General features: G+C 45.2%; 12 protein-coding genes. 11 read left to right on the top strand and 1 reads right to left on the bottom strand.

Features of this window, described 5'->3' with window-relative positions:
- The first annotated feature begins 9 nt into the window (after nucleotides 1–9).
- From BLU87_RS11850 to BLU87_RS11805, 10 genes are all read left to right on the top strand, one after another.
- Nucleotides 10–705, top strand: coding sequence for a cytidylate kinase-like family protein (locus tag BLU87_RS11850; RefSeq protein ID WP_092348705.1), 696 nt, complete (start codon nucleotides 10–12; stop codon nucleotides 703–705).
- Nucleotides 706–888: 183 nt separating this feature from the next.
- The gene (locus tag BLU87_RS11845; RefSeq protein WP_092348702.1) at nucleotides 889–2,808 is read left to right on the top strand and encodes an ABC-F family ATP-binding cassette domain-containing protein; all 1,920 of its coding nucleotides are present in this window, start codon (nucleotides 889–891) and stop codon (nucleotides 2,806–2,808) included.
- 46 nt (nucleotides 2,809–2,854) lie between these two features.
- Nucleotides 2,855–3,802, top strand: a complete 948-nt coding sequence (locus tag BLU87_RS11840; RefSeq protein ID WP_092348699.1) for a hypothetical protein — start codon at nucleotides 2,855–2,857, stop codon at nucleotides 3,800–3,802.
- 171 nt (nucleotides 3,803–3,973) lie between these two features.
- Nucleotides 3,974–5,089: a branched-chain amino acid ABC transporter substrate-binding protein gene (locus BLU87_RS11835; RefSeq protein ID WP_092348696.1), complete on the top strand. Its 1,116-nt coding sequence runs from the start codon at nucleotides 3,974–3,976 to the stop codon at nucleotides 5,087–5,089.
- A 173-nt stretch (nucleotides 5,090–5,262) separates the two neighbouring features.
- Nucleotides 5,263–6,165: a branched-chain amino acid ABC transporter permease gene (locus BLU87_RS11830; RefSeq protein WP_092348693.1), complete on the top strand. Its 903-nt coding sequence runs from the start codon at nucleotides 5,263–5,265 to the stop codon at nucleotides 6,163–6,165.
- Nucleotides 6,166–6,176: 11 nt separating this feature from the next.
- On the top strand, nucleotides 6,177–7,394 hold the full coding sequence (gene livM, locus BLU87_RS11825) for a high-affinity branched-chain amino acid ABC transporter permease LivM (protein WP_092348689.1): 1,218 nt from the start codon (nucleotides 6,177–6,179) through the stop codon (nucleotides 7,392–7,394).
- Nucleotides 7,387–8,187 (top strand): ABC transporter ATP-binding protein, encoded by an 801-nt coding sequence (locus tag BLU87_RS11820; RefSeq protein WP_092348686.1) that lies wholly within the window; start codon nucleotides 7,387–7,389, stop codon nucleotides 8,185–8,187. The genes livM and BLU87_RS11820 overlap by 8 nt, the downstream gene beginning before the upstream one ends.
- Nucleotides 8,180–8,887 (top strand): ABC transporter ATP-binding protein, encoded by a 708-nt coding sequence (locus tag BLU87_RS11815; RefSeq protein WP_092348683.1) that lies wholly within the window; start codon nucleotides 8,180–8,182, stop codon nucleotides 8,885–8,887. The genes BLU87_RS11820 and BLU87_RS11815 overlap by 8 nt, the downstream gene beginning before the upstream one ends.
- A gap of 152 nt (nucleotides 8,888–9,039) precedes the next feature.
- Nucleotides 9,040–10,362, top strand: a complete 1,323-nt coding sequence (locus BLU87_RS11810; RefSeq protein WP_092348680.1) for a GGDEF domain-containing protein — start codon at nucleotides 9,040–9,042, stop codon at nucleotides 10,360–10,362.
- The gene (locus BLU87_RS11805; protein WP_092348676.1) at nucleotides 10,359–10,745 is read left to right on the top strand and encodes a hypothetical protein; all 387 of its coding nucleotides are present in this window, start codon (nucleotides 10,359–10,361) and stop codon (nucleotides 10,743–10,745) included. Before BLU87_RS11810 ends, BLU87_RS11805 begins: the two co-directional genes overlap by 4 nt.
- A 33-nt stretch (nucleotides 10,746–10,778) precedes the next feature.
- Here the strand turns inward: BLU87_RS11805 and BLU87_RS11800 are convergent, their stop codons facing one another.
- Entirely contained in the window at nucleotides 10,779–11,843 is a 1,065-nt protein-coding gene (locus BLU87_RS11800) for an NADH:flavin oxidoreductase/NADH oxidase (protein WP_092348674.1), read from the bottom strand.
- 258 nt (nucleotides 11,844–12,101) lie between these two features.
- Here BLU87_RS11800 and BLU87_RS11795 point away from each other — a divergent pair, with 258 nt between their 5' ends.
- Nucleotides 12,102–12,545, top strand: a complete 444-nt coding sequence (locus tag BLU87_RS11795; protein WP_092348671.1) for an Hsp20/alpha crystallin family protein — start codon at nucleotides 12,102–12,104, stop codon at nucleotides 12,543–12,545.
- Nucleotides 12,546–12,585 lie beyond the last annotated feature (40 nt).

The following is a 12,585-nucleotide window of genomic DNA, read 5'->3' as shown; positions in this document are numbered from 1 at the left end:
GAGGCGTCTATGGGATTTAATCAATTATGGTCATTACAGCAAGAAGAAAAACTTAAGGCATGGCATCAAGTGCAATTAGTCGCAGATCAGAGACATCCCGCCCCGTGTTTTACTATTACGCGGGAATTTGGTTGTGAGGCCTATGCCTTGGCTGAAGAGTTGATTAAACGCCTCAACGCCCAGGTCGCGGGAGAACCTTGGGTTGTTGTTGGGCAGCAGATTATTGATGAGGTTGCCAGAATTTCGGGATATTCAGTTGAGCAGATACAAAAATCACAAGACACACCGTCTTCTCTTAAAGCTATCTTTTCTATGTTTTTGGACAGTAGCCGGGCTGAAGAGACGGAGGTTTTTACCCATATGCGGGAAGTCATCCGCAGTTTCGCCAAGCGTGGTCAATGTGTTCTTGTGGGACGGGGGAGTGTTCTCGTTACCCAGGATTTATCCAATTGCATTAATCTGAGGCTGGTTGCGCCACTTGAATTTCGTGTGCAAAAGATTATGAAATCACAACAGCTCAACAAGACGGAAGCGGCTAAGTATATTGCTTCTCATCAACAGCAGCGGGATGACTTTATCCGCCGTTTTGCTAAAGGCAATATTGCCGATCCGCTACTTTATCATCTGCTCATAAATAACGCCCATCTGGGGGTGAAGAAAATCGCTGAGTTGGTGGAAGAATATATGGTTCGTTATGTAAATTAGTCCCCCTGGTATTGCCGTTTCATCCTTGTGGATTTTTTTGAGGCTCCCATGAATTATGGAGCCTCTTTTTTTATCGGCTCTTTTGGTTGCCGCGATGTTGTGCTATAAGACCAAGTTCCGATTGTTGGTAACCTGCAGATTCAAAAACCTAGACTCATATTCATTCTCCGCGAGATTGTGACCATGCTGCAACTGAAAAATATTGATAAGTTTTTTGCTGACAGAAGAATTTTTGCAGCAATAGACTGGCATATCCGTCCTACTGACAGAATTGGTCTCTGTGGTGAAAACGGAGCGGGTAAATCAACACTTCTTAAGTTGTTGGCGGGGTTAGTCGAAAGCGATGGTGGGGTGCTGCAGATTGCTAAGGGGACAACCTTTGGGTATTTGCCGCAGGACGGCTTGGAACACAAGGGAAGTTCCTTGTTTATCGAAACTCAGAGTGCCTTGGCGGATTTGCAACAGATGGAATCTACGTTGCGTCAGTTGGAAAGTACGATAGCAGAGTCAGCAGATGCTGAGGAATTGGAGCGCTACGCAGAGTTACAGCAGTTATTTGAACAGCGTGGCGGCTATCAGATGGAGTCTGAGGTTGGTCGGGTTCTTCATGGCCTTGGATTTAGTACTGAAGACTTTAATAAGCCTTGTGACAATTTTTCAGGTGGCTGGCAGATGCGCATTGCCTTAGCCAAGTTGCTCCTGCAAAAGCCCAATCTGTTGTTGCTGGATGAGCCGACAAATCATCTTGACCTGCCGGCACGGGATTGGCTTGAAGAGTATCTGTTGAGTTACCCATATGCCATCGTGCTGGTTTCTCATGACCGTTTTTTTCTCGATTCGGTTGTCTCCCGCATTGTTGAAATCTGGAACGGCCAATTGACAACCTATCCGGGGAATTATAGCCGTTACATTCAAGCCAGAGATGAAAGGATCATGGCTTTGAAGGCGGCCAAGCAACAGCAGGATGAGGAGATCGCCAAGATTGAAGCCTTTATCAGTCGGTTTCGTTATCAGGCCAACAAGGCATCACAGGTACAGAGCCGGGTTAAGCAGTTAGAGAAGATTGAACGGATATCTCTCCCTCCGCAGAGGAAAAAAATCGCTTTCAGTTTTCCCACCCCTCCAAAGGGTGGACGGATCATCGTCGGTTTGCAGCGGGCGTCGCAACATTATGGCTCTCTTAAAGTTTTACAGCATGTCGATGTTCAGGTGGAACAGGGGGAACGACTTGCACTGGTAGGACCGAACGGTGCGGGGAAGTCGACTTTAATGCGTCTGCTTGCCGGAGTTGAAGCACCTGTTTCTGGGGAAAGACTGGAAGGTCATAATATGCAGCAAGCGTATTTTGCTCAGAATCAGGCGGATGAACTGAATCCAGAACGCAATGTATATACCGAAATAATGGCTGAGTCGCCAGTCGCAATGGTGCCAAAACTGCGTAATATTCTGGGTTCCTTTCTCTTTTCAGGTGATGATATTGAAAAATCGGTTAAGGTGCTGTCTGGTGGCGAACGTAATCGTTTAGCGTTGGCAAAATTACTCCTGCGTCCGGCAAACCTGCTGCTGCTGGATGAGCCTACGAACCACCTTGATTTACAATCCAAAGAAATTTTGCTTGATTCATTGAAGAAGTATCAGGGGACAATTATTTTTGTTTCCCATGATCGTTACTTTGTTGATGCGTTGGCCACCCGGATACTAGAGGTCGGTCATGGCCAGGTTGAATCCTATCTTGGTAATTATGAAGATTTTCTCCGCGCAAAACAATTGCTGGGGGACTCTAGTCACAGCAGCCAGCGGGTCGAACAACATAGCGCTAAAACAGACGAAGACGATTCATCAACCGATAAACAAAGTAGAATTCAGGCCCACTCTGAGCGTAAGGAGCAACAACGCCGAGAGCAGAAGCAGAAAAAAGAACTCACGAAAATAGAAAATAAGATTGAAACTTTAGAGCAGCAGCTTGTAAAATTGGAACAATTAATGGCCGATCCGTTGACCTATCAGGATCAAGACCACTGGCGACAGGTCAGCGCCGATTATGCTAAGTTAAAGGACAGTTTGGATAATTGGTATCAACAATGGGAAAAATTGCAAGTATGATTGTCTGAATATTGCGTCTCTTGATTGTTGGCTGGAGTTGTAAAAAATGATATTTTTGCCGCGTGGCATCCCAGTAAGGCAGAAAGTTAATCCTGCACGAATCAATCTCCCTGAAGCTATGGAAAAGTTGCGGAAAGGGGACTTTACAGGCTATCTCCGGTTTGACGCCACTCAGGGATCAGGGGTTATCCTGTTCCAGGGGGGACAATTAATCAGTGCGGTCTTTGCCGGGACAGATGGGGAAAAGTGTTTGATTGCGTATGATGCGATCGCAAAAGTCTTTGAAATTTCGATTTTGGGTAACGCTGTCTTGAATATCTACCGGCTATCGCCGGATCTTGTGTTGTGTTTTCATGCTCTTCTCCATGGTCGTTACTTGCAAAAGGGAGAGGATTTAAACCATTTTGACGTAGGGTCGCTGCTAGAAAACATCAAAAACGAGGGTCTTACCGCCTGTCTAAGAGTTTATGCGGAAGACAAGACGGCGCTTATTTTTTATGATCAGGGCTATGCCTTGGGTTTTTGTTTTGATGGCAGGCTTGAGATGGAAGCCTCAGCCGATATTGAAAGATCTGTCGCTCTGTTACCTGGGGCTCGATTGGATGTATTAGAGATTCGTAGTGCTGATGAAATTGTTCTGGCGGATCTGATGGGTTCTGCAGACTTGGGACCTATCTGGCAACGCACTCGTAAGCTCCTCATGGAAGAGAGACGTAAACGTGAAGAAACAGCTATCCGTTCTCAAGAGCAGGACCAGTCGAGTCGGCGTCAACATACGTTAGCGGTTTTTAAAACCATCGCGGCGAATCATATTGGTAAGTTTGGTGTATCCCAGGTTGAAAAAGCCTTTGCGGCAGTGAGCGCAGAGATGACCTCTGCAGATTTAGAAAAATTCTACCTTGATCTTCAACATCTTGCCCGGTTAGTCGCAGGGCAAACGAAAATCTCAACAATGATTGCAGAAATGAAAAAGCAACATGAGCATGACCGCTGATTGGTAACGGATAGAACGGTTAGAAACAGTATTTGATGTTTTACCGTTTTTCTGCTCCAAGCCTGGATAAAATGCTGTTTATTCTTGACCACTTCGGTGCTTTGAATTATATCTAGCAGCTCTATAAATCATTGTTTATTTATCCAACCATAAAAAACAGGAGGCACACGCATGAAAAAAATAACAGTTTTAATATCAACATTAACTCTTGCTCTCAGCATGATCACGGTTGGTTTTGCTGCTGATACCATTAAGCTTGGTGTCGCTGGTCCCCACAGTGGTGACCTTGCTCCCTACGGAATCCCTGCGATGAAAGCGGCTCAGTTGGTTGTCAAGCAAGTCAATGCTAACGGTGGCATTCTTGGGAAGCAAGTTGAATTGTTAATTCAAGATGATCAATGTAAACCTGAAATTGCGACGAATACAGCAACAAAATTGGTCACTGATGGCGCTGATGTTGTTCTTGGACATATTTGTTCCGGAGCGACCAAAGCTGCTCTCGGTATCTACAAAGATGCAAAAATTCCTGTTATGTCTCCTTCCGCAACAAATCCACCATTAACCCAAAGTGGTGATTATCCAAACTTCTTCAGAACCATAGCTTCTGATGATATGCAGGCTAAATTAGCTGTGGATTTTGCGATCAATACTCTTGGTGTTAAAAAAGTTGCCGTGATTCATGACAAAGGTGATTATGGCAAAGGATTTGCCGACTTTGCCAAGCAATATCTGGACGAATCAGGAAAAGTTGAAGTTGTCCTGTTCGAAGGTATTACCCCTGGCGCGATGGATTACTCTTCTATCGTCCAGAAAGTCCGCAGAAACAAAGCTGAAGCTCTGATTTTTGGTGGTTATCACCCTGAAGCTTCCAAACTGGTATCACAAATGAGCCGTAAACGTCTAAAAACAGTCTTTATTTCTGACGACGGAGTTAAAGATGACAGCTTCCTCAAGGTTGCTGGTGATGCTGCAAATGGCGCTTATATGACCGGACCTCGGGACCTTTCGAAAATTGCTCTCAATGCCGCCGCAACTGCAGAGTTCCAAGCTGAATATGGTGCAGAACCTGGCGCTTTCTTCCAAGAAGGTTATTCTGCCGCTCTGGCATTACTGAACGCTATTGAAAAAGCCGGTTCCACTGATTACGAAGCGGTAACTAACGCCTTACGTACGGAGTATGTTGAGACTCCAGTGGGTAAAATTAAATTTGATAGCAAAGGTGACGCTGAAGGTGTTGGTTTCTCGGTTTATACCGTTGAAAATGGTGCTTTCAAAGAACTTCAATAGAAGATTGTCCGACGGACAGCGTTAGTATCGTTTCTTGTGCGCTGCTTTCTGATCCCTCAGGGGGCTGGTATGCTTTGCCAGTCCCCTGAAATTTTGTTGTAGCAGGACGATCTTTTAATCCCCAGTCATAAATCGTCCCTTTCATTGATTAATTTTTGCGAGACTCACATCCTATGGAATATTTTCTAGAACTTTTCTTTGGTGGCTTAACCCGGGGAAGTATCTATGCCTTGATTGCTCTGGGTTATACGATGGTCTACGGCATCATCCAATTGATTAACTTTGCCCATGGTGAAATTTACATGATTGGCGCCTTTGTCGCCTTGATTGTTGCGGGTGTCTGTACGATTTATGGACTCAGTGGTATTTCTATTCTGATTCTGGCTGCGATCATTGCGGTGATTTATGCCAGTGCTTACGGATATACCTTGGAAAAAGTTGCTTATCGTCCACTGCGGGGAGCACCACGTTTATCTCCTTTAATCAGTGCGATTGGTATGTCAATTTTCCTGCAGAATTATGTCCTGCTGGCTCAGACCCCAGACTTTCTCCCTTTTCCCCGTTTAATCCCCGATTTTGCCTTTATGGAGCCCGTCGCCCATATCATTGGTTCCCCTGAACTGGTGATTCTGGTGACCACAATGGTGACGATGATTCTCCTGACCTTGTTGATTAAAAAAACCAAAGTCGGCAAGGCAATGCGGGCGACCCAACAAGATATGGATATGGCGCGTCTGGTTGGTGTTAATGTCGACCGGATTATTTCCCTGACATTTATTATCGGCTCAGCCTTAGCTGCTATTGGTGGTGTTCTGGTGGCTTCGTATATCGGTCAGGTCAACTTTTATATTGGTTTTCTTGCTGGTGTTAAGGCTTTCACCGCAGCGGTTCTGGGAGGTATTGGCTCAATTCCTGGTGCAGTACTCGGAGGACTGGTTCTTGGCTGGGCTGAAAGCTTTGCTGCCGGTTATATCTCCAGTGATTATGAAGATGTTTTCACTTTTGGACTGCTCGTTCTTATCCTAACCTTGCGACCTGCCGGAATTCTAGGCAAGGCGCGTAAGCAAAAAGTATAAAGGGGAAGGATATGTTACAAAATTTAAAACAATCATTAATCGTTTCACTCTGGTTTGTCTTCTTGACATTTCCACTCATGGTTATTCGGGTGAATACCATGGACCAAGTCGTTGTTTGGCGCTGGATGAATATGCTCTGGGTGGCATTGGCAAGCTTTATTCTCTCCTATCTGTGGCGCTATATGCTGACGCGGCAACAAATGCGTAAAGCGGTAGCCGAAGAAGGGGGAGAAACCCGTAGTAAGTTGCAGTTGCTTCTTGAGGATATGTCATTTCGTTATAAAGCAATGGGTGTTCTGCTGCTTGCCGCGCTGATATTCCCACAGGTCTTTGATACTTACCAAAGCACCATTATGATTTCAGCGCTCATCTATGTCGTTTTAGGACTGGGTTTGAATATCAGTGTTGGTTTGGCGGGATTATTGGATCTTGGCTATGTTGCGTTCTTTGGCGTTGGCGCATATTCCTACGCTCTTTTGAATCACCACTTTGACCTTGGTTTCTGGATAACATTGCCGATTGGTGGCATTATAGGTTGTCTCTTCGGTGTCGTACTGGGGTTCCCGATTCTCCGTTTACGAGGCGATTATCTGGCTATAGTGACCTTGGGTTTCGGGATGATCTTTAAGGTTGTCATGGAAAACTGGAGCAGCTTGTCGTTTGGACCCAGTGGTATCGCCAATATCGACAAGCCAAGTTTCTTTGGAATGGACTTGAGCTTGGCTGATTCGACCATCTATATCTATTACATTATGATTGCTTTGGTGATCTTTACAATCCTCGTCACCAACCGTCTGAAGAATAGCCGGATTGGGCGTGCCTGGATTGCCATGCGCGAAGATGAGATTGCTTGTGTCGCCATGGGGATTGATATGGCTCGGACTAAGCTGTCTGCGTACGCTCTTGGCGCATTCTGGGCTGGGATGGTCGGTGTTCTGTTTGCGTCAAAGACAACTTTTATTAATCCCGCCAGTTTTACTTTTATGGAGTCAGCGATCATTCTGTCGATTGTTGTTCTCGGTGGCATGGGTTCTATCCTTGGGGTTATTCTTGGGGCGTTTATACTGATTCTCCTGCCTGAATATATGCGCGCATTCTCTGAATATCGGATGCTCGCATTTGGTGCAGCGATGGTGATTATGATGATCTTCCGTCCGCAGGGAATTATCAGTAATCTGCGACAGACTTACCAATATAAAGGTTTGAAGGGTAAAACGAACAATGGCTGATAAAAAACATAAGTTATTGGAAGTTAAGGGGTTGACGATGGACTTCGGCGGCCTACGGGCAGTCGACAGTGTCTCACTTGAAGTTCACGAAGGTGAAATTGCGGCATTGATCGGCCCCAATGGAGCTGGCAAGACCACCTTTTTTAACTGTGTCACCGGAATATATAATCCCACTAAAGGGGATATTCTTTTGCACCCTAAGGGTTTAGAGACGCGGCGTTTAAACGGCTTGAAACCAAATAAAGTTACCGAGATGGGCTTAGCGAGAACGTTTCAGAATATTCGCCTGTTCCCAGATATGACGGTTCTTGAAAATGTTATGATTGGACGCCATTGTCGCACCAAGGCTGGAATTTTCAGGGCAATTCTCAGGGACAAAGGGGTTCGTGAAGAAGAGCAGCTTATCGTCGAATCAAGTTACCAACTGCTTGAAAAAGTAGGTCTTGAAGACTTTGCTAACGAATTTTCCAAGAATCTCCCTTATGGAGCACAGAGGCGCTTAGAGATTGCCAGAGCGATGGCAACGGACCCATTCTTATTGTTATTAGATGAACCCGCAGCAGGGATGAACCCGCAGGAAACCGCTGACTTGGATCAGTTGATCCGTAAGATCAGTGAAGAAGAGAAGATCGCTATTCTGTTAATTGAGCATGATATGAAGTTAGTTATGCATATTTCTAATCCCATTTATGTGATGGAATACGGTAAGAAAATCGCCGAAGGGAGTCCTCAGGAAATCAAAGACAATCCAAAAGTTGTTGAGGCTTATCTGGGAGAAGAGACCGATGCTTAAATTACAGAATATCCAGACCTATTATGGCAATATTCAAGCGCTCAAAGACGTGACTATCGAGATCAAAGAGGGTGAGATCGTCGCCCTTATCGGTGCAAACGGCGCAGGGAAAACCACAACTCTGATGTCGATTTGTGGCATCACTCCACCCCGTTCAGGGGAGATATTGTTGGATGGTGATTCGCTTAAAGGGGTCTCGGCTGATAAGATTGTACAACGAGGGATTGTCCAGGTGCCTGAAGGACGGAGAATTTTTCCTGACTTGACAGTTCTTGAAAATCTCGAAATGGGTGCGTTTCTGCGTACAAATAAGAGCTTGATCCAGCAGGATTTAAATTATGTCATGACCCTTTTTCCAATACTGGAAAGCCGCCGTCATCAACTTGGTGGCACCCTCTCCGGTGGTGAGCAACAAATGTTGGCAATTTCCCGGGCGCTTATGGCTCGTCCTCGGGTCTTGCTGCTTGATGAACCTTCCTTGGGGCTGGCCCCGCTGATAATTAAGCAAATATTTGAAATTATTCGTAAGATAAACAAGGAAAGTAATACAACGATCTTCCTGGTCGAGCAAAATGCGAATCAAGCATTAAAGTTAGCTGACCGTGGTTATGTTATGGAAAATGGACGTATCACTCTTGTCGATTCAGCGGATAAACTGCTCGCGAATGATGATGTCCGTAAAGCATATTTAGGCATGTAAGAACTTTATTTGACCTTGACCTATATAGCGCCCTTTGGGGGCGCTTTTTGTTTCAACTTCATACCTGTGTCATCTCCTGGTAGAGCTTTGCGTAAGCAGGGGTTTTATAGTACTATTCAGTAACCCTTTCATTTAACGGAGACGGAAGATAGGTGAGAAATCTATTTTCAACCGTAACCAAAAAGGTAATCATTGGTTACTTAGTCATTGTTCTATTTAGCTTGTTGGCAGTAGGTTATGCATTATCCAAGCTACATCAGCAAACACGAGATACCGAAAATCTGGTTAATGTTGAATTTCGCACATTTGAACTCGCCCGTGATTTGCAACAGAACTTACTAGCGCAGGAAAACATTGAAAAGCAACTATTGATTCTGCGTGACCCGGCCATCAGTGAGTTGCGGATCAATCGGAATAATGAATTTACCCGCTCTCTCCTCGGCCTCAACCGTTTTCAGTCCACTCCTGAGGTTCAAGATTTAATCAAGTTGTTGCAGAACTACCGCCAGGCTGTAAGTCAATTAACCGCGGTGTTGTATCAAGAGGATTGGCCCGAAGCACAGCAACTCTCCACTGAGAAAACTGTCCCCCTACGGGTTCAATTGATTGGTTCTCTAGCTGAATTCAGACAGAACCAACAACAGAAGATTAACACCGAACTCGCTCGGCTTCCTGAGCATACACAAGCGGCTTTTCAAATGACAGTGATCCTCAGTTTATTGGGGATTTGTCTCTCCGCACCTGTCTCTCTTGCGGTTATTTTGAATATCCACCGCTCCGTCAAAGAGTTAAAAAAAGCGACCCATAAAATTTCAGCGGGGAGATTTGATCACTATCCCGAAATTTCAGGCAATGATGAGTTTGCCCAGTTAGCCAATGATTTTACCCTGATGGGACAGAAGCTCACTGAACTTGAACAATTGCATCTGGATGCTAATCCGTTGACTTTGTTGCCGGGTAATCTGGCCATTGATCGCGAAATTGAAATGCGTATCAGCAACAATCAGCCTTTCTCCCATCTGTATATTGATCTGGATAATTTCAAAGTGTACAGCGACCGCTACGGTTATAAGGCGGGCAGTGATGTCCTCGCGAAAGTGGGAGAGTTGCTGAAACAGGTTGTCGGTGAGTATGGCAGTGCGCAAGATTTGGTGGGACATATTGGTGGTGATGATTATGTGGTCCTGTGCAGTATTAAGACCGGAGAACTCTTAGCGCAGAAAATTATCGACGGATTTACCGCGGTAGTCCCCTCATTTTACAATGCTGAAGATCGTGAAACTGGATCTTTCGCTGGCGAAGATCGTTATGGTGTCAAACGGACATTTCCGTTGATGACGATCTCAATAGCTGTGATATCATCAGATCGTTATGAATATCCCTCTCGTCTGGCGATTAGTCAGGACTGTGCCAGAGTTAAGGAATACCTGAAAATACAGGAAGGAAGTAACTATATGCTGGAAAGACGAAAGTGACTGTGAAAAATTTTTCTATTCTGCTGGTTGCCACTTTTCTATGTAGTTGTGCCTATTTATATCCGCAACCAAAGCAGGTTTTATTACCGGATCAGCAAAGTTTTATCTTGGCGTTTGATGAATTTCAGACAGCGCACAGCTTGGAACCTCTGCAGAAAGTCGTGGTGGATTTTCCTGGCAGCGTTTGGGCTGCCCGCGCCGAAACAATTATTTTTTCTTCGCAAGAGCTTGAGCAGCAAAAAGCCCTAAATGGAGAACTCAGGGAAACGGTACAGCAACAGGCACTTGAAATTGAACAATTGGATGCCCAGAATCAACAATTGACAGAAAAGTTGGAACAATTCAAAAGTCTATTGATTCAAACGGAGCAACATCTGCAATAATCTTTCAGAGTGCCTGCATCGTTGGAACTCGCATCAGCCTTTTGCCCGCGTATATTGTGCCGGCCAGGAGACATCATCTTTGAGAACCTGTGCGGCATGTAGCGGCCAGTATGGATCACGTAAAAGCTCTCGACCAAGTAATACCGCGTCCGCAAGTCCGGTTGCGATCACTTGTTCAGCCTGAGCAGGAGTGGTGATCATACCCACCGCAGCGGTTTTAATTTTTAGCTTATTTTTTATCGCTGTCGCCATTGGTGTTTGGAATCCTGGCCCAACAGGTATGACTGCATCAGCAACCAACCCGCCAGATGAACAATCGATCAGATCAATGCCAAGTTTTTTCAACCGTCGGCAGAATACCAGTGACTGCGCCAAATCCCAACCCCCTTCCACCCAGTCTGTTGTCGAAATTCTCATAAACACCGGTAATTTCTCTGGCCAGTTTTTACGGACGGTTGCAGCAATACGTAGTGGAAAACGCATTCGGTTTTCCAATGAGCCGCCGAATTCATCCGTTCTACAGTTACTTAATGGCGACAAAAACTGATGTAACAAGTATCCGTGGGCCGCATGTAATTCGACGACTTGAAACCCAGCTTGCATGGAGCGGCACGTCGCTTTCGCAAATTGATCGTCGATCTGGTCCAGATCTTCAACTGTAGCTACTCTGGGTGTCTGAAAGCTGGTTGTAAAAGGTATCGGACTGGGAGCCACTGATTGCCAGCCTCGATTCTGTGAGTTCAGCGGCGCTCCTCCCAACCAGGGAGCAGCGACTGATGCTTTGCGTCCAGCGTGAGCCAGTTGAATCCCGGCAATAGAGCCTTGCGCTTTGATAAAATCAACCATTGGCATAAAAGCTTCAGCATGGTCATCACTCCAGATACCGAGGTCTTCTGGACTAATTCGACCATCAGGAGTCACAGCGGTCGCTTCAGTAATCACAAGCCCACTCTTACCAACTGCACGACTGCCATAATGGACCAGATGCCAATCATCTGGTCTCCCGTTTAAACTTGAATATTGACACATCGGGGAGACGAAAATTCGATTTGGAATCACGAGCTGCCGCAGTTTTAAAGGTGAAAATAACTGGCTCATATGCTGCTCCTTTACCCTGAGATTATTGTCTTTTTAAGACTATTGAAGTTGCGGATTTATATCTACCAGAAAATAAAATATGAAGTGGTTTTATTTGCTAATGATGTCAGTGCAACTCCTTGAAAAACAGTCAAAAGGAGATATTATTAAAAGGTCAAGTGTGATTGACGACAGAAGCTTTCCGATGTGTTCTGACGGATCGAATACGGGCGGTCCGTTAGGTGGTGATCATCCCGTGTCGAGCAAAGGAGAAGTGCTATGAAATTGGCAAAATGGGATCCGTTTAGAGAGATGGAATCAATGCTGGATCCGTATTCCCGATCGTTGGATTGGCCTTTTCGTGGAGGTCGTGATCTGAACATGAAAGGATCCGATTGGGTTCCACGTGCTGATATCAGTGAGACGGATGAAAATTTCAACGTCAAAGTTGAAGTGCCCGGGATCAAACGCGAGGATGTCAAGATCAGCCTGGAGAATCACGTACTGAATATCAGTGGTGAAAACAAGCAGGAGAAGGAAGAAAAAGGGAAAAAATTTCATCGCGTTGAACGCTACTATGGACAGTTCAACCGGAGTTTTTCTCTTCCGGAAAATGTCGATGAAGAGAAAATTGAAGCTGCATTCAATGATGGCCTGCTCACTTTGACGATTCCTAAGACCGAAGTTCAAAAACCTAAGGCAATCGAAATCAAGGTGAAATAAGGCGCAAATGAATTTTTAAATCTGTGATTCATTGAGAAAA

This window comes from Desulfuromusa kysingii (assembly GCF_900107645.1).
In the GTDB taxonomy this organism is placed as follows: domain Bacteria; phylum Desulfobacterota; class Desulfuromonadia; order Desulfuromonadales; family Geopsychrobacteraceae; genus Desulfuromusa; species Desulfuromusa kysingii.
The sequence above is the reverse complement of the archived record's forward strand: the minus strand, read 5'-3'. Positions and strand labels throughout refer to the sequence as shown.

Bases quoted from the DNA above. Each gene is read 5' to 3' on its own strand.
- BLU87_RS11840 (WP_092348699.1), top strand. From the start codon at position 2,855: ATGATATTTTTGCCGCGTGGCATCCCAGTAAGGCAGAAAGTTAATCCT.
- BLU87_RS11850 (WP_092348705.1), top strand. From the start codon at position 10: ATGGGATTTAATCAATTATGGTCATTACAGCAAGAAGAAAAACTTAAG.
- BLU87_RS11845 (WP_092348702.1), top strand. From the start codon at position 889: ATGCTGCAACTGAAAAATATTGATAAGTTTTTTGCTGACAGAAGAATT.
- BLU87_RS11815 (WP_092348683.1), top strand. From the start codon at position 8,180: ATGCTTAAATTACAGAATATCCAGACCTATTATGGCAATATTCAAGCG.
- BLU87_RS11830 (WP_092348693.1), top strand. From the start codon at position 5,263: ATGGAATATTTTCTAGAACTTTTCTTTGGTGGCTTAACCCGGGGAAGT.
- BLU87_RS11800 (WP_092348674.1), bottom strand. From the start codon at position 11,843: ATGAGCCAGTTATTTTCACCTTTAAAACTGCGGCAGCTCGTGATTCCA.
- BLU87_RS11820 (WP_092348686.1), top strand. From the start codon at position 7,387: ATGGCTGATAAAAAACATAAGTTATTGGAAGTTAAGGGGTTGACGATG.
- BLU87_RS11835 (WP_092348696.1), top strand. From the start codon at position 3,974: ATGAAAAAAATAACAGTTTTAATATCAACATTAACTCTTGCTCTCAGC.
- BLU87_RS11795 (WP_092348671.1), top strand. From the start codon at position 12,102: ATGAAATTGGCAAAATGGGATCCGTTTAGAGAGATGGAATCAATGCTG.
- livM (WP_092348689.1), top strand. From the start codon at position 6,177: ATGTTACAAAATTTAAAACAATCATTAATCGTTTCACTCTGGTTTGTC.